This window comes from Chryseobacterium sp. HMWF035, assembly GCF_003094695.1.
GTDB classification, from domain to species: domain Bacteria; phylum Bacteroidota; class Bacteroidia; order Flavobacteriales; family Weeksellaceae; genus Chryseobacterium; species Chryseobacterium gambrini.
This window is the reverse complement of sequence record NZ_QEHP01000094.1, coordinates 51,726-67,670: the sequence shown is the minus strand read 5'-3', so window position 1 is coordinate 67,670 and position 15,945 is coordinate 51,726. Positions and strand designations below refer to the sequence as shown.

Genomic DNA, 15,945 nt, shown 5'->3' with positions numbered 1-15,945 from the left:
CTTTAATATTATAATGTATCAAGTGAAAAAGATTACTAAAGATCCTTATGAGATAAAGAGATATCAAGATGCTTATAAAGATAGGGAAAAACAGTTAACTATTATTGGTCAGTTTTATAGAACAAGTATTGGATCTAATGGAGCAAAAATACAGTACGATTCAAGTTATTATTTTGATATGGGTGACCTAAGGCCATAAAAATGGTTATAGGAATAATATATAAACTTGTTTTATTGCTAGTAACAATAAAGTCATATATTTTGAGCAGAAAATTAGGTTTATCTGCTCAAAATTATTTATTAATTTATTTACTTACGTCATTATTTACTGATGTATTTTCTTTTTCACTTTACTTAATATATCCTGATTCTAAAAATGGACTATTATATAATTTTTATGATATTTTTTCTATTATTTTCTTTTACATTTATTTTTCTAAAGTTCTAACATCTGGATATAAAATATGGTCAAGTCTAATAACATTTTTTGCTGTAATTTTAATTTTAGTTTTTACAAATTTTTTTAATTTTAATTTTGATAAGAATATTGGAATAATACTTTTATCATTTTATATAATTCATTCTCTTTTATGGTTTTATCAAAAGTTATCTTTTTTTGATGAAACCCCAATTACTAATGATCCTTCATTCTGGATCTCAACATCGTTACTTATGTGGAGTTGTTTTTTTGTTTTCAGAGTTACTCCTATGTTTTATTTTGCAAATGAAGATGAAAAATTTCTCCAATTTTTAAGAGATGGACAGAATATTATTAATATAATCATGTATGTAATGTTTTATGTAGCACTAATGAAATTTAAAATAAATAATTCATGAATCATATTGGAAATGATATAAAACTTGCATATACTCTAGCGATAGGAATTATGATGATTTTTGTTGTATTTATAATTTTCATTGTATTGATGTATAATAAAAGACAACTTCTTCATTTACGTGAAAACCAACTCAAAGAATCCGAACACCAAAACCAGCTTCTTCAAAAAGAACTCGAAAAACAAAAATCCATAGAAGCAGAGCGGGAAAGAATTTCCCACGATATGCACGATGATCTCGGTGCAGGAATTTCAGCGTTAAAATTGCAGGCAGAATTTTTAAAACAACGGGCTGAAAATGATGATCTGAAAAATGATATTGATGAACTCCTGAAAACCTCCGAAGAAATGAACCTTTCCATGCGGGAAATGCTTTGGAGTCTTAACTCCGGAAACGATACTTTGGGAAGCTTCATCGATTATTCAAAGATGTATGCACAAAATTTTTTGAAAAAAACAAAAATTCTTCTGCTCACAGAAATTGAAAATGTTGTTTTGGAAACAGTAATCACCACAGAACAGAGACGAAATTTATTTCTATGCTTAAAAGAAGCCCTGAACAATGCTTACAAACACAGCCAGTCCAATCAGATCAAATTGTCATTCATCCAGAAAGACAAAGAATTCAAGATGAAAATCTCCGACAACGGAATAGGAATTAACCACGAAAAATCAGAAGGAAACGGACTCCGAAATATGAAGCGGAGAATGCAGGAACAAAACGGACACTGCGAAGTCACCACGGAAAACGGAACGCATTTGTTTTTCAGAATCGATTTATAGTAAATTTTAAATATTAATAACGACAGCATCATTTATGGTGCTGTTTTTTGTTTTAAATCACCCATTTGTGTAATTGACAGAGGTTTGTTTTTAAAGGAACTTTGATGAACAACTTAAAAATTAATAGCCATGAAAACTTTAAATCAGAAAAAATATAACTGGACTGCTTTACTGCTGATCTTGATTTGTGTTTTGGGAGGTGTGACACTCTATTTTATCGGAGAGCCAAAAGATAATTCTTTATATAAAAATAAAGTTTTAAAAGATGACTCGGCTCAGGTAGAAAAAATAGAAATTACCCTTCAGAATCAAAATAATGATATTTTGAAATTAATTGCGGTTACTGACCAACCGAAAGTAAAACCTGTTCTGGAACAGAATTTAAAGGTAAACATTAATAAATTCAGGGAAATCCAAAAAGAAAAAAATACCCTAATCTTTCCGGAAAAAAAATCATCACACAATGCGCCGCTAAAATTATGCATCATTATTATTGTATGCGGTATTTTGGGAGGTTTAGCGAGTGGATATTACCGGTATTTAGAAGATATGCTGCAAGCTAATAATGAAGTTAAAAAGGAAGCATTAGAAATGAAGGAGTTATGTGAAAAATTTGAAAATCAAGGCATTGCTGCTTCTGAAGTAAAACCCATGACAGAAGCGATACAAAATGTAGAAAATAAAATGGAGGTGTTATTAGATAAGATTGAAGAGGAAAAGAATAAGTCTGTCTCAAGAATACTTTTCGGAGTAATTTCATCATTTTTTGCAGTTTTAATCTTAAAAGCGGGAGATAGTAAAGTCTTAGAATTTAATACCTATCTGGATTACTTTGTGTTTGCGTGCTACTGTTTGCTTTGTGCCTTGTTTTCTAAAAAAATTATTGAAACCCTCATTAATACGTTCGTGAAAGGAATAGGTGAGCTTAATGTAGCGAATAATAAAAAATAAAAATGTCCAGACAGGATATTGTTGAAATTCAAAATCCTTTCGATAAAAATTTAATAACCTTTAAAACAAATAGCCATGAAAACTTTTTATTTGCTGATTATGTGTTTTATTGCGAATCAATTATGGAATGCGCAACAAACTAAAGTTCTAACTATCGATGTTTCCGCTCCTGAGAAATGTCCTGTAATATTAGATTTAAATTATAGAAATAAAGAGAAAGATGATTCTAAATGTGAAAGCAGATGGCTTTCAATAAAACCGCGGGAATTAATAGCGGTAGAATTGAAAAATATCAATCCGTTAAAGTATGAATACACAATAAATGATAACAACATTAGCTACTTTATGGATACCACTACCATCAATCAAAATATTGCCTTATTAAGTAAAAGCACAGAAGAAGAACCTAGGTTAAAGTATGGTGTTGAAACTTACATTACAATTCCTTCGAAAAGTAAAGAGCTGAGTGAGAAGATAGATAATCTGGAGATTTTTATAGATAAATTCGAACTCGAAAATATGTCTAAAGAAAGTCTCGGAAAAGAATTTTTCCAAACAAGAGATTCTTTATTTACTGCTTTGAAAAAGGATTATTATGAAGCCGAAAAATACAAAGCCTGTCTGGAACAGGGAAAGGGTGAGAAATATGCAAATGCAATAACAGAAGCCCAAAAACAAGCTTCCGAAGAATTGATCAAATACAGCATTGAAAAATCCGAGCAGATGCTAAAAACATTTGAAAGTAAATTTTTCTTTTCAAATATCATGTATACGCTTCCAAGAGATATTCAGGGAAAAAATATAGATGCGGTAGAGTTTACCATAAAGAGGTTAGATAAAAAAACAAAAAAGGAAGATGGAAATTATGGAAAATACAATATCTGGATTCGAGGAGGGTTAAAAATAGATATCAGTGCAGGTGTTTTCCTTACCAGTTTGTATGATGAAGAATTTGAAAAAAGGGATGTGCCGGGAAATGCGGATCAAAAGCAGATTGCCTTAAAAAAACAGGGAAGTTATGACTTTGCCTTCGGATCTACAGTAAATACAAATTTCAGATGGAACTCATGGATACAGCCACAAATAAATTTTGGATTTATATTCACCCAAAATCAGAAATTTCAGGTAATTCTCGGAGGAGGATTTATTATAGGAAGACAGGAAAGATGGATTCTTTCAGGAGGATTAAGCATGGGAGTTGTGGATCGTTTAGCGGGTGGATTCGAGAAAGGACAAGCTTATGATCTGGGAGCCAGTGGACAGATTCCAATGGTTAAACAATTCAAATTCGGTCATTTCATCGGAATCACCTATAACCTCTCAAAAGTTAACGCAGTATCTCTAAAATAAAAATATCATGATTACTTTAAAAAACAAAAAGCCTGTAGATATAAATGATCTATCTTATGACGAATTATTTGAAAATCTACAGGGAAATATTCTAAAAGGACACGGCAGAAATTTTACAGCACACATCTTTGTAAGATTTTACAGAAATAACAGAACTGACGCAAAGCAATGGCTGAAAAATTTTTCAGAAAAGATCACCTCTTGTAAAAAACAGTTAAAAGAAACTATACAATTCAAAAAAAAAGGTGTTTCCGGCGGTGTTTTTCTCGGGCTTTATCTTGCGCGTGAGGGATATCATTATCTGGGAGCGAATGCTAATTTTTTATCCAGTATGAAGGATGCTAAACTGAATGATCTTTATGTTAAAGATTGGGAAGAAGGATATCAGGAAAATATTCATGCAATGCTTCTGATTGGTGATGATGATTACGAAACTCTTCAGAAACAAAAACAGGTTTTTATAGAAGAGTTAAATCATTTTTCACAAATTCTGAAAATAGAGAATGGAAATGTCATTAGAAATGGCGACGGAGATGGTATTGAGCATTTCGGATATGCGGATGGAATTAGTCAGCCTCTCTTTTTCAAGGAAGAGATAGAAGAATACAAAAAAAAACATTCTGGAAATTTAGCATTTAATCCGGAATTTTCATTATCACAGGTGCTATATAAAGATCCCTTTACGAATAATGATAATGCATACGGTAGTTTTCTTGTCTTCAGAAAACTGGAACAGGATGTAAAAGGTTTTAAAAAACAGGAAAGGCATATTGCGGAAATGATGAATTTGGAGGATGATGAAATAGTTGGAGCGGTAATGGTGGGAAGATTTGAGGACGGAACACCACATATTTTATCAAAAAAAGATGGAATTATAGATAATCTTACCAATAACTTCAATTATCCGACTGGTTCCGAAGGGAAATGTCCTTTTCTTAACCATATCCGGGCTACAAACGAACGTGATAAAGATTCTCGTACCATGATTATGGCAAGAAGAGGAATACCTTATGGACGCGTTACCGACATTGAAGATACAAAAGAGAAAAAGGGACTTTTGTTTATGAGCTTTCAGAGTAATATTCAGAATCAGTTTGAAGCATCCCAGTTAAGAGCCAATAATATGAAAGATCCAATTATCGGACAAAATGCTGTCTTCGTCGCCGATACTTCATGTTTTGAAGAAAAATCGGAAAATGAAGAAACTGAAAAAGTAAACTTCCGGAGTTTCGTAACCCTAAAAGGAGGTGAATATTTTTTTGCTCCATCAGTTGATTATCTGAAGAATCTTTAAAATTAACTAAAATTTAACTCACAATAACCCCATAAATTCCCATTCATTTGCTTTAAAAAGTTAAAAATTGATTAAATTTGTCTGAACTATAAAAAAACGAACAATGAGTTACATTTCTTACATAGAAGCGAGACAAATTTTGGATTCAAGAGGAAATCCTACAGTTGAAGTAGATGTATTCACGGAAAGTGGTGCGATGGGACGCGCTGCAGTACCTTCCGGAGCTTCTACAGGAGAACATGAAGCGGTGGAATTGCGCGACGGCGGTTCAGAATATATGGGGAAAGGAGTTCTTAAAGCGGTTGAGAATGTAAGAGAAGTGATTGCGCCCGAGTTGGTAGGTCTTCCTGTATACGATCAGAATCTTATTGACCAGATTATGATCGATCTTGACGGAACCAATAATAAAGGAAATCTTGGAGCAAATGCAATTCTTGGTGTTTCTTTGGCAGCGGCTAAAGCAGCAGCAGCAGAACTAAAAATGCCTTTGTATAAATATGTTGGCGGTGTGAATGCAAACACACTTCCTGTTCCGATGATGAACGTGATTAACGGAGGTTCTCACTCCGATGCGCCGATTGCGTTTCAGGAATTTATGATCATGCCGGTAAAAGCAGATTCTTTCTCTCATGCTTTGAGAAAAGGAACGGAAATTTTCCACAACCTTAAATCCATTCTTCACTCAAGAGGTTTATCTACTGCGGTAGGTGATGAAGGAGGTTTCGCACCAACGTTCAAAGGAACAGAAGATGCTTTGGATACTTTGCTTCAGGCAATCGAAAAAGCAGGGTACAAGCCGGGTGACGATATTATGTTGGCTCTAGACTGTGCCGCTTCCGAATTCTACAAAGACGGAATCTACGATTACAGAAAATTCCAGACGCCGGATGCCGCTCAGTTCTCAAGCAGCGAGCAGGTTTCTTATCTTGCTGAATTGGCAGCTAAATATCCGATCATTTCAATTGAAGACGGAATGCAGGAAAACGACTGGGAAGGCTGGAAAATGTTAACCGATAAAATCGGAGACAGAGTACAGTTGGTAGGAGACGATTTATTCGTAACAAACGTTGAAAGACTGTCAAGAGGAGTAAAAGAAGGAATTGCGAACTCAATCTTGGTAAAAGTAAACCAGATCGGATCTCTTTCTGAAACAATGGCAGCGGTGCAAATGGCGCAGAACAACAGATTCACTTCTGTAATGTCTCACAGATCAGGAGAAACTGAAGACTCTACAATCGCAGATTTGGCAGTAGCAATGAATTGCGGACAGATTAAAACAGGATCGGCTTCAAGATCAGACAGAATGGCGAAATACAACCAGCTGTTGAGAATTGAAGAAGCTCTTGGTGAAACCGCAGTTTTCCCGGGCTTAGATGCTTTTAAAATCAAAAGATAATTAATCGAATTTATAAATAACGGCAAGCGAAATTTTTAGTTTGCCGTATTTTGTAATAAGTAGTATATTTAGAAAAAAATAAATTAAATAATGTCAGACAACAAGGTAATATTGAATTACGAAGGTAATTCATATGAATATCCAATTGTGGATAGTACTATCGGAGACAGAGGAATCGATATTTCAAAATTAAGAGACCAGACAGGTCTAATCACTCTTGATTTAGGGTATAAGAACACCGGAGCTACACTTAGTGACATCACTTACTTAGACGGAGACAAAGGAGAATTATTCTACAGAGGATATCCGATCGAGCAGATCGCCGAGAAATCCAACTTCACAGAAGTGATGTATCTTTTGTTACACGGTGAATTGCCTTCTCAGGATCAGTACAATTCTTTCGAATCAAACATTAAAAAATATAATTTCGTAGCAGAGGAGATGAAAAAGATCATGGATGCTTTCCCTCGTTCTGCTCACCCAATGGGAGTTTTATCTTCTTTAACTTCTGCGTTAACAGCGTTTAATCCAAAAGCGGTTAATGTAAACTCTAAAGAAGAAATGGATCATGCGGCAGAATTGTTAATTGCAAAATTCTCTCACCTTTGCGCATGGACGTACAGAAAAACTCAGGGATTGCCTCTTAATCACGGAGACAACAGCCTGAACTATGTAGAAAACTTCTACAAAATGGCTTTCAGAATGCCAAATCAGGAATTTGAAATCGATCCTGTTGTAGTAGGTGCTTTAGATAAATTATTAATTCTTCACGCAGATCACGAGCAAAACTGTTCTACTTCTACAGTAAGAATGGTAGGTTCTGCGCATACAGGTCTTTTCGCTTCAGTTTCTGCAGGGGTTTCTGCACTTTGGGGACCACTTCACGGTGGAGCAAACCAGGCGGTTATCGAAATGCTTGAACTGATTGAAAAAGATGGAGGAGATGTGTCTAAATACATTGCGAAAGCTAAAGATAAAAACGATAACTTCCGTTTAATGGGATTCGGACACAGAGTATACAAAAACTTCGATCCGAGAGCAAAAATCATCAAGAAAGCTGCTGATGATATTCTTAATGCATTAGGAATTCAGGATAAAGCGCTTGATATTGCAATGCAGTTGGAAAGAGTAGCTCTTGAAGACGAATACTTCGTAGAAAGAAAACTATATCCAAACGTAGATTTCTATTCAGGAATTATTTACAGAGCATTAGGAATTCCTACAGAAATGTTCACCGTAATGTTCGCATTAGGAAGATTACCGGGATGGATTTCTCAGTGGAAAGAAATGAGACTGAAAGGAGATCCGATCGGAAGACCAAGACAGGTTTATCAAGGGGCTCCAAAAAGAGACTATATCGATATGGTTAACAGATAATCAATATCTTACTATAAACAAAAATCCCGAAGCTTGCTTTGGGATTTTTTATTTCTCAGCTTTGGAGACTTTTTTATTTTTTTACGGCTGTAATTTGTATCATCGTCTTTACACCTTGGATCATTATCATCGAAGCTCTTCCTGTTTCAATAAAATATTCTAAAATTTCGCCATTTTCCAGTTCTACAGAGCCTAAGGAGAAGTCCTTTGTTTTACTTTTGAATTTTCCATACAATTTATCTGTTGCATTAATACAACTTCCCAAAGAAAGTCTACCGTTTTTTAAAGTTATAAGTTTCTTGGTAGTTAAAATACTGAAATTATCTTCATTTATAATTGTGGAGCAGATGATTCGTTCTTCGTCAAGTAATTCAATTGGATAATCTCTAAACAATTCTTTTGAATCATCTTCATAGAATTGAGTCCACTTAAAATCATAAGGCTGTATTGTACTTCGTTTAATTTTTGCTATACAGATAGTGTGTAAAAATTTATCGGATTTTTTCATGATAAAGTACAAAAATAACATAAAAAATAAAACCTGCTTCAAAAGCAGGCTTTAAGTCTAATTTTCTGTTATGGACATTGACATCTGTCGCAAGTCCAGAGTGTACATTTTCCTGTTTCAAAATCATATTCGCAGCAGCGTCTTGCAGCAGATGCTCCTCCGATAATTGATTTTTGTGCTTCTCTGTCTAATTTTTGTGCTTTTAAAAGCACGGCTTTTTTTGTGTTCATGATGTTTTGGTGTTTGATTGTTAATGTTTTATGTTTCAATTTCTACAGAAATTATATCACTAAGGTAGGAATTTTAATTAAAACTTTTTACATTTTATCAAAAAATAATTCATAACCAATTATTGTGAATAAAATTATCTGATAAAATCGCTTATTTAAGTGAATAAATGCTTTAGTCTATCAATCTGCTGAAGTAAAAAACTGTAAGAAGATTATTTCATAGATTTATATTGCGCAGATCGCCTAAAAACAGGACAAAAGTTTCCCAGATTCAGTCCTTTACTTATATTTGTAGCATTGCATAAATCTTTATGAAGCTAAATATAAAAAACGAAACGGGCAGGCTGAAATCAGTGGTTTTAGGACAACCCAATTCAATGGGAGCAGTTCCTACATTAGAGGAAAGTTATGATGCAAAGTCGTATCATTCTATCGAAAATAACATCTATCCGAAAGAATCGGATATCATCCATGAAATGAACGCTTTTGAAGCAGTTTTAAAAAAATATGACGTAGAAGTTCTTCGTCCGGACATCATTGCAGATTACAATCAGGTTTTTGCAAGAGATGTTGCCTTTGTAATCGATGATAAAATGATCATTTCCAATGTTATTGCAGACCGTGCAGACGAACAGGAAGCTTATAAAACGGTTTTTGAAAAAGTGGCGTGGAGAAAAATAATTAATCTTCCGGAAACAGCACACATTGAAGGTGGAGATGTTATTGTCTGGGACGATTTTCTGTTCATCGGAACATGTTTCAGTGAAGATTACAGAAGTTATAAAACGGCAAGAACCAATGAATATGCGATCGAAATTCTGAAAGAATACTTTCCTAAAAAAAGAATCATCGATCTGGAACTGAAAAAGAACGACAGAATACCGTACGAAGGAATTTTACATCTGGATTGTACATTCAACCCCATTGGAAAAGATAAATGTATTATTTACAAAGACGGATTTGTAGACGAGAGCGATTACCGCCTGATTATTGATATTTTCGGTGAAGAAAACTGTTTCCACGTTACGGCGGAGGAAATGTTTGAAATGTTCCCGAATATTTTTTCAATCTCTCCGGAAATCGTAGTTTCCGACAAAGCATTCACCAGAATGAACAATCACCTCAGAAACGAATGGGGAATGACCGTTGAGGAAATTCCATACCGCGAAATTTCTAAAATGGGAGGATTGCTGAGATGCTCCACAATGCCGCTTGTTAGAGAGTAGGAGTGCTGGAGAGTCTGAGGGTTTTAGAGTATGAATGTATTTGTTTGTATTTAAAAAGTTTATATTTTTAAACTTAAATACAAATGATTATGCCGACTATAAAATTTCATCAGGATCTGCAGGTTTATCAGAAATCTTTTGATACAGCGATGGAAATCTACCAGCTTTCAAAAATTTTCCCTAAAGAAGAACGTTATTCTCTTACAGATCAGATACGAAGGTCCTCACGCTCAGTTTCAGCAAATATTAGTGAAGCATGGGGCAAAAGAAAATATGAGAAATCTTTTACAGCAAAGCTTACAGATTCGGAAGGCGAGGCAAGAGAAACTCAAACTTGGCTTCAATTTGCTTTAGCATGTAATTATATAAATGAAGAACAATTTAAAATTTTAAATAATCAATACAACCAGATAATCGGAATGTTAGTGAATATGATGAGTCAGTCACAGAATTGGTGTACATTTTCTTCCACAGATAAAAAATAAAAGTACCTTTCACTAAAACACTAAAACACTAAAACACTAAAACACTAAAACACTAAAACACTAGACTCTCAAACCCAAAACACCCTCAAACCCAAAGTATGCAGACAACAGATACAGTACTAATGATAGAGCCGATTGCATTCGGATTTAATGCAGAAACGGCAAAGAACAATTATTTTCAGGTAGAGCAAAAAGGTTTCGATACCCAGTTCAAAGCTTTGTCTGAATTTAAAGCTTTTGTTGAAAAATTAAGAAGCAAAGGAATTAACGTCATCACAGTAAAAGATACATTAGATCCTCACACTCCGGATTCAATTTTCCCGAACAACTGGGTAAGTTTTCACAAAGACGGAAAAGTGGTTTTATATCCGATGTTTGCTTCCAACAGAAGAGTGGAAAGAAGAGACGATATCATCGAAACCATCAAAGAACAGGGATTTGAAGTCGCTGAAATCGACGACTGGTCTTTTCCTGAAACACAGGGACATTTTTTGGAAGGAACAGGAAGCATGATCTTCGATCACGATAACAAAATTGCTTACGGTTCGGTTTCTTTAAGACTGGCTGAAAACCTGTTCAGAGAATTTTGCGAAAAGTACGGTTTTACGCCGGTTGTCTTCCATTCATTCCAAACCGTTGGAGAAGAAAGACTTCCGATTTACCACACCAACGTGATGATGTGTGTAGCAGATAAATTTGTGGTAATCTGTCTGGATTGTATCGATGATGAACTCGAAAGAAGCAAAGTCATTGAAACCATTAAAAATTCAGGAAAAGAAATTATTGAAATTTCTGAAGAGCAGATGCAGCAGTTTGCCGGAAATATGCTTCAGGTAAATAATAAAGACGGACAGAAATTTTTGGTGATGAGCGAAACCGCTTATAAATCCTTACATCAGGATCAGGTTGCAGCGATTGAAAAATACTGTGAAATCATCTATTCTGATCTTAATACGATTGAAGTAAACGGAGGCGGAAGCGCACGTTGTATGCTTGCAGAAGTTTTCTTACCAAAAAAATAATATATTTGCTGAAAATACATTGAATTGGAATCATTAACCAGCAAAGGTTTACATATTCTTCTGACTTTGGAAACGGAGTCAGAAGCTTTGTTAATAGACGGTGACGGTTTCTTGACATTTACCAGAGATATGCTCGCAACAAAAGACGTGGAAATTGTAGGAATTACCAGTCATATTTTTGAAAATAACAGCTTTACTTCCGCGGTTTGTCTTAAAGAATCCCACCTCTGTATTCATACGTGGCCGGAATTTAAACAACTTACTTTTGATGTTTTTCTCTGCAATTATCTGCAGGATAACACAGAAAAAGTTGAAAAAATTGCAGATGAAGTAATAGAATATTTTAAAGCTAAAACCATTCAGAAACACAAAATTTACAGATAAAAAAATGTATTACGTTTGTCCCTTATGCAAAACCGAGAACAAGATTGAAGCAGATTTTCAGATCACCGAATATATTTGCAGATCCTGTTCTAATCTTATTGATATTCAGAAAAACACTTCTACAAAAGTTGTTAAAAAGCCCGTTGAAAATGTAGTTCTGGAAGTCGGACAGAAAGGAATCATCGACAATACAGAATATACCGTCACAGGAATTATCATCCGTAAATACGGAACCAGTATTTTTTGGAGAGAATATTATTTAAAAGATACAAAAGGGAAAGATGCTTTTTTAAGTGAGAGCGATGGTCATTGGGTTTTGCTTCACACTATTGATAAAATGGATGTGAAAAGAAAATCATGGAACAGTCTTATTCTGGAATATGGAGCTGTAAGTTTCAGAAAATATGAAACTACGGAGTGCCATATTCATGCTGCCGCTGGTTTTTTCGAAGAAAGACTCGATTTCGGAATTTCTACTTACAAAGAATATGTAAACGGAATCTATATGGTTTCTGAGGAAAAATCTAAAACCAGCGTACAATATTTTTCAGGCAAACATATCTCAAAATACAAAGTAAAAAAAGCGTTCGGGATTTCAAATCTTCCCAATTATTCAGGAATAGGAATTGTTCAGCCATTTTATGTAAATGTAAAACACACCATTAATATTATGGCGGTTTCAGCATTATTAATCAGTCTGATTCAGTTGTATGTAGTCGGGACGAGAACCAATAAATCGGTTTTCGAGCAGGAGATTAATTTTGTAGATGTCCGCAATAAAGAAATGGTCAGCAAAAGCTTTGATTTATCAGGCGGTTCTGCCCCGTTAAAAGTTGAGGTATATTCCAATGTGGATAATTCATGGGCAAATGTCGGCTTAGGATTGGTGAACGAGAAAACCAACGAAATTGTGTTTGCTTCAAAAGACATCGAAGAATACCACGGTTATGAAGACGGTGAAAACTGGAGCGAAGGAAGGCGGGATGAAAGTTTTAATTTCTGCGGAGTTGCTCCCGGAAAATACCACTTTATTATTTCGGCAGAAAAACAGGAAACTCCAAAGGTTATGCCTCCATCATATTACGCGACCCAAGACGGAAGTTTAACCTTATCCAGAGATAACAACGGAACCATTAATGTTACCAACAACAATACGATGGAAACAACGGCTTTCGGAGACTCTAAAATGATTAAGGAAGACACAACAAGCAGCCTCGGACAGTTTGTTCATCAGACTTTAGGAAAAGCGGATATCGACTCCCTTTTGAATACCAATCTTGCAGCCGGAGCGACAACACCAGAGTTAACCGACAACAAATCGGTTAAAATTAAAGCAGAATGGCTTCCTGTCTCTTTCAGGAATTTTGTGTTTATTCTTTTGTTTATCATCGCGTTTGTTGCAGCAGTCTGGTTCGGAAGAAAATCTTTCGAAAGATCAAAATGGTTCAACAGTTCAAATTCACCTTACACCTATTCATAAACGATGGAAAATATCATTAACTACATAAAAGAACACTGGATTCTCTGTCTTATCGGAGTCTTTTTTGTCGGCTGGTTTACTTACCTCACTTTTGACGGCAACCAATTCTGCGACTGCGAGAAAACAGAAACCTACAGAGACGGAACCACAAGAAGACATCACTCTTCCGGAGTGGGATATTACAGATACTATCACAAATAAAACCTAAAATTATGGATCAGATCAACTTTTTACCGGTCATCAATTCAGTCATTTATTCCTTCTTGGGAATTGCAATCCTGCTGGTTTGCTATCTAATTATTGAAAAATTAACGCCGGAAAAAACATGGCACGAAATCGCTCACAATAAAAATACTGCTTTGGCGATTATTTTCGGAGCTTTCATTATTGGGATTTCAATTATCATAAGCGCAGCGATTCATGGATAAAAAGAGGATTCCTCTTGAACTGCTGTTGATGTTTTCGGTGTTTGTCATCGCAACCTGCGGACTGATCTACGAATTGGTGGCGGGAGCTTTGGCGAGCTATCTTTTGGGCGATTCCGTAAAACAGTTTTCCTTCATCATCGGAGTCTATCTTTTTTCGATGGGAGTCGGATCGTATTTTGCCAAATTCATCAAAGGAAATTTAATTGATAAATTCATAGAAATTGAAATTCTGGTCGGGATCATCGGCGGAATAAGCTCTGTGGTTTTATTTATTCTGTTCAATACTTTGGCTCATTTTGAAGCCGTGCTGTATCTTTTTGTATTTTTTACAGGCTGTCTGGTCGGAGTAGAAATTCCGCTTTTAATGAATATTTTAAAAGACAGGGTTCAGTTCAAAGATCTCGTTTCAAATGTTTTCGCTTTTGATTATATCGGAGCGTTGCTGGCTTCCATTTTATTTCCACTGGTCTTGATTCCGCAGCTAGGAATCGTAAAAACCCCTTTGTTTTTTGGCTTGGTTAATATTTCAATTGCCATATTTTTATGTTTCTATCTGAAAAAAGAACTTTCAAAACCAGTTTCATTAAGAGTTAAATCAATTGGAGCCTTTCTTTTGCTTGTTATTCTGTTTATTTTTTCGGACAGAATTTTATCATTTTCAGAAGAAAAATTATATGGTGAAAATGTCGTTTACACCAAAAGTTCGCCGTACCAAAGAATCGTTTTAACCAGAAACAGCCGTGAATTCAGATTATATTTGAATAATAATTTACAGTTTTCTTCAGTAGACGAATACCGTTATCACGAAGCGTTGGTTCATCCTGCCATGTCGATGGCTAAAAATATCGATCATATTTTAATTCTTGGTGGCGGAGACGGTTTCGCAGTTCGTGAAGTTTTAAAATACAAAGAAGTAAAAGACATCACTCTGGTCGATTTAGACGGAGAAATGACGAACTTTTTCAGGAATAATGAAACGATGCGCCAATTGAATCAAAGTTCTTTATCCAATCCAAAGTTAAAAGTGATAAATAAAGACGCTTACATTTGGGTAAAAGAAAACTCTAAAAAGTACGGTGTCATCATTATCGATTTTCCGGATCCTTCTAATTACAGTTTAGGAAAATTGTATTCTTTACAGTTTTATAAAGAGCTGGAAAGACTAACTACTTTAGATACAAAAATTGTGGTGCAGACAACTTCTCCTTACTTTGCGCCGAAATCTTTCTGGTGTATTGAGAAAACTATTAATCAGGTTTTTCCGTTTACTTCCGCGTATCATACGTATGTTCCATCATTCGGAGAATGGGGATTTTCAATGGCTTCTTTTGAGCCGATCAGCAATAAAATCTATCGTAAAATTCCGAATCTGAAATTTTATGATTATAATTTTTCACAACTCTCTTACTTTACGAAAGATATGAAAACCAACGATATTGAAGTCAATCGATTGGATAACCAGATTTTAGTACGGTATTTTGATGAAGAATGGGGTAAAGTTCAGTAGAAAAGTGTCAATTATTTATTATATTTGTATCATAAATTGATACTTAAATTGTAAAAATATGATAGCTGAAATTGAAAAATATATAGAAATCCAGAACAATATCGATCAGATTCTGAAAGATTCACCATTTAAAATTTCTTACATTATTGAAAAAACAGGAATTAAAAAACCGACCTTTTTCAAAAAAATGAAAGAAAAAAGATTTACTTCCGAAGAACTGCTTTCTATTGCCAAAGTAATGGAACCGGTGTATAGAAATGAAACCCATGAAGAGATTCTTGAGTCTTTAAAAAGGGCTGAAGAAGATATTGAAAATGGCAGAACTGTTTCCTTCAGAGAATTTTTAGCAGAGAAAAGAAAAAATTTGATACAGTCTAAGAATGATAAGAGTCGAAATAACTGAAGAAGCTCAACAGGATATTGACAATATTGGAGAATTTCTTCTGCAAAATTGGAATGAAAAGGTTTTGTTGAATTTTTACGATAAGCTGGAGAATGCAATTACAATCTTAGAATCAGGAAAAGTCTTTTTTGAAAAATATGAAGATACCAAGTATAGAAAATTCCTTTTAACAAAACATAATACCATGATTTGTGATCTCAGAACAGATGTTCTCTATGTTTTAAGAGTTATCAACAATTTTCAGAATCCCGATGACAACTATGAAAGCATCTCAAAATAACCATT

20 protein-coding genes are annotated in these 15,945 nt (G+C 34.6%); 18 read left to right on the top strand and 2 right to left on the bottom strand.

What is annotated here, in order from left to right; genetic code table 11:
• The 8 genes from DD829_RS23665 to DD829_RS14305 form a co-directional block, all read left to right on the top strand.
• Positions 1-199: hypothetical protein (locus DD829_RS23665; protein ID WP_228408208.1), on the top strand; the 199-nt coding region annotated here is incomplete at its 5' end.
• A gap of 2 nt (positions 200-201) precedes the next feature.
• Entirely contained in the window at positions 202-837 is a 636-nt protein-coding gene (locus tag DD829_RS14335) for a hypothetical protein (RefSeq protein WP_116547868.1), read from the top strand.
• Positions 834-1,619, top strand: a complete 786-nt coding sequence (locus tag DD829_RS14330; protein ID WP_108409633.1) for a sensor histidine kinase — start codon at positions 834-836, stop codon at positions 1,617-1,619. Before DD829_RS14335 ends, DD829_RS14330 begins: the two co-directional genes overlap by 4 nt.
• 129 nt (positions 1,620-1,748) lie before the next feature.
• Positions 1,749-2,570 carry a YEATS-associated helix-containing protein gene (locus DD829_RS14325; protein WP_108409634.1) on the top strand — a complete coding sequence of 274 codons (822 nt, stop codon included), beginning with the start codon at positions 1,749-1,751 and terminating at the stop codon, positions 2,568-2,570.
• A gap of 75 nt (positions 2,571-2,645) precedes the next feature.
• The gene (locus tag DD829_RS14320) at positions 2,646-3,920 is read left to right on the top strand and encodes a hypothetical protein (protein WP_116547867.1); all 1,275 of its coding nucleotides are present in this window, start codon (positions 2,646-2,648) and stop codon (positions 3,918-3,920) included.
• Between the two features lie 7 nt (positions 3,921-3,927).
• Positions 3,928-5,214, top strand: a complete 1,287-nt coding sequence (locus tag DD829_RS14315) for a Dyp-type peroxidase (RefSeq protein ID WP_108409636.1) — start codon at positions 3,928-3,930, stop codon at positions 5,212-5,214.
• A 103-nt stretch (positions 5,215-5,317) separates the two neighbouring features.
• Entirely contained in the window at positions 5,318-6,610 is a 1,293-nt protein-coding gene (gene eno, locus DD829_RS14310; RefSeq protein WP_076391886.1) for a phosphopyruvate hydratase, read from the top strand.
• A gap of 90 nt (positions 6,611-6,700) precedes the next feature.
• Positions 6,701-7,987, top strand: a complete 1,287-nt coding sequence (locus DD829_RS14305) for a citrate synthase (RefSeq protein WP_108409637.1) — start codon at positions 6,701-6,703, stop codon at positions 7,985-7,987.
• Positions 7,988-8,060: 73 nt separating this feature from the next.
• On the opposite strand, the gene DD829_RS14300 is transcribed toward DD829_RS14305, so the two are convergent.
• On the bottom strand, positions 8,061-8,495 hold the full coding sequence (locus DD829_RS14300; protein ID WP_108409638.1) for a hypothetical protein: 435 nt from the start codon (positions 8,493-8,495) through the stop codon (positions 8,061-8,063).
• 68 nt (positions 8,496-8,563) lie between these two features.
• Positions 8,564-8,725, bottom strand: a complete 162-nt coding sequence (locus DD829_RS23660) for a hypothetical protein (protein ID WP_165814865.1) — start codon at positions 8,723-8,725, stop codon at positions 8,564-8,566.
• 311 nt (positions 8,726-9,036) lie between these two features.
• Here DD829_RS23660 and DD829_RS14295 point away from each other — a divergent pair, with 311 nt between their 5' ends.
• From DD829_RS14295 to DD829_RS14250, 10 genes are all read left to right on the top strand, one after another.
• Positions 9,037-9,951, top strand: a complete 915-nt coding sequence (locus DD829_RS14295) for a dimethylarginine dimethylaminohydrolase family protein (RefSeq protein ID WP_076391890.1) — start codon at positions 9,037-9,039, stop codon at positions 9,949-9,951.
• 89 nt (positions 9,952-10,040) lie between these two features.
• Positions 10,041-10,436, top strand: a complete 396-nt coding sequence (locus DD829_RS14290; protein WP_108408972.1) for a four helix bundle protein — start codon at positions 10,041-10,043, stop codon at positions 10,434-10,436.
• Between the two features lie 98 nt (positions 10,437-10,534).
• Entirely contained in the window at positions 10,535-11,458 is a 924-nt protein-coding gene (gene ctlX, locus DD829_RS14285; RefSeq protein WP_108408968.1) for a citrulline utilization hydrolase CtlX, read from the top strand.
• Positions 11,459-11,482: 24 nt separating this feature from the next.
• Positions 11,483-11,842, top strand: coding sequence for an S-adenosylmethionine decarboxylase family protein (locus DD829_RS14280; RefSeq protein WP_108408969.1), 360 nt, complete (start codon positions 11,483-11,485; stop codon positions 11,840-11,842).
• Positions 11,843-11,846: 4 nt separating this feature from the next.
• Complete coding sequence (locus DD829_RS14275) at positions 11,847-13,322, top strand: DUF4178 domain-containing protein (protein ID WP_108408970.1); 1,476 nt, start codon at positions 11,847-11,849, stop codon at positions 13,320-13,322.
• A 3-nt stretch (positions 13,323-13,325) separates the two neighbouring features.
• Complete coding sequence (locus DD829_RS14270) at positions 13,326-13,523, top strand: hypothetical protein (RefSeq protein WP_084196390.1); 198 nt, start codon at positions 13,326-13,328, stop codon at positions 13,521-13,523.
• A gap of 11 nt (positions 13,524-13,534) precedes the next feature.
• Positions 13,535-13,750 carry a DUF350 domain-containing protein gene (locus tag DD829_RS14265; RefSeq protein ID WP_076391900.1) on the top strand — a complete coding sequence of 72 codons (216 nt, stop codon included), beginning with the start codon at positions 13,535-13,537 and terminating at the stop codon, positions 13,748-13,750.
• Positions 13,743-15,257: a polyamine aminopropyltransferase gene (locus DD829_RS14260; protein ID WP_108408971.1), complete on the top strand. Its 1,515-nt coding sequence runs from the start codon at positions 13,743-13,745 to the stop codon at positions 15,255-15,257. Before DD829_RS14265 ends, DD829_RS14260 begins: the two co-directional genes overlap by 8 nt.
• 58 nt (positions 15,258-15,315) lie before the next feature.
• Positions 15,316-15,660: a hypothetical protein gene (locus DD829_RS14255; protein ID WP_076391904.1), complete on the top strand. Its 345-nt coding sequence runs from the start codon at positions 15,316-15,318 to the stop codon at positions 15,658-15,660.
• Positions 15,638-15,940: a type II toxin-antitoxin system RelE/ParE family toxin gene (locus DD829_RS14250; RefSeq protein ID WP_108409073.1), complete on the top strand. Its 303-nt coding sequence runs from the start codon at positions 15,638-15,640 to the stop codon at positions 15,938-15,940. Before DD829_RS14255 ends, DD829_RS14250 begins: the two co-directional genes overlap by 23 nt.
• Positions 15,941-15,945: the final 5 nt, after the last annotated feature.

Bases quoted from the DNA above. Each gene is read 5' to 3' on its own strand.
- DD829_RS23660 (WP_165814865.1), bottom strand. From the start codon at position 8,725: ATGAACACAAAAAAAGCCGTGCTTTTAAAAGCACAAAAATTAGACAGA.
- DD829_RS14325 (WP_108409634.1), top strand. From the start codon at position 1,749: ATGAAAACTTTAAATCAGAAAAAATATAACTGGACTGCTTTACTGCTG.
- DD829_RS14265 (WP_076391900.1), top strand. From the start codon at position 13,535: ATGGATCAGATCAACTTTTTACCGGTCATCAATTCAGTCATTTATTCC.
- DD829_RS14305 (WP_108409637.1), top strand. From the start codon at position 6,701: ATGTCAGACAACAAGGTAATATTGAATTACGAAGGTAATTCATATGAA.
- DD829_RS14315 (WP_108409636.1), top strand. From the start codon at position 3,928: ATGATTACTTTAAAAAACAAAAAGCCTGTAGATATAAATGATCTATCT.
- DD829_RS14275 (WP_108408970.1), top strand. From the start codon at position 11,847: ATGTATTACGTTTGTCCCTTATGCAAAACCGAGAACAAGATTGAAGCA.
- DD829_RS14295 (WP_076391890.1), top strand. From the start codon at position 9,037: ATGAAGCTAAATATAAAAAACGAAACGGGCAGGCTGAAATCAGTGGTT.
- DD829_RS14290 (WP_108408972.1), top strand. From the start codon at position 10,041: ATGCCGACTATAAAATTTCATCAGGATCTGCAGGTTTATCAGAAATCT.
- DD829_RS14330 (WP_108409633.1), top strand. From the start codon at position 834: ATGAATCATATTGGAAATGATATAAAACTTGCATATACTCTAGCGATA.
- ctlX (WP_108408968.1), top strand. From the start codon at position 10,535: ATGCAGACAACAGATACAGTACTAATGATAGAGCCGATTGCATTCGGA.
- DD829_RS14255 (WP_076391904.1), top strand. From the start codon at position 15,316: ATGATAGCTGAAATTGAAAAATATATAGAAATCCAGAACAATATCGAT.
- DD829_RS14270 (WP_084196390.1), top strand. From the start codon at position 13,326: ATGGAAAATATCATTAACTACATAAAAGAACACTGGATTCTCTGTCTT.
- DD829_RS14320 (WP_116547867.1), top strand. From the start codon at position 2,646: ATGAAAACTTTTTATTTGCTGATTATGTGTTTTATTGCGAATCAATTA.
- eno (WP_076391886.1), top strand. From the start codon at position 5,318: ATGAGTTACATTTCTTACATAGAAGCGAGACAAATTTTGGATTCAAGA.
- DD829_RS14260 (WP_108408971.1), top strand. From the start codon at position 13,743: ATGGATAAAAAGAGGATTCCTCTTGAACTGCTGTTGATGTTTTCGGTG.
- DD829_RS14300 (WP_108409638.1), bottom strand. From the start codon at position 8,495: ATGAAAAAATCCGATAAATTTTTACACACTATCTGTATAGCAAAAATT.
- DD829_RS14335 (WP_116547868.1), top strand. From the start codon at position 202: ATGGTTATAGGAATAATATATAAACTTGTTTTATTGCTAGTAACAATA.
- DD829_RS14250 (WP_108409073.1), top strand. From the start codon at position 15,638: ATGATAAGAGTCGAAATAACTGAAGAAGCTCAACAGGATATTGACAAT.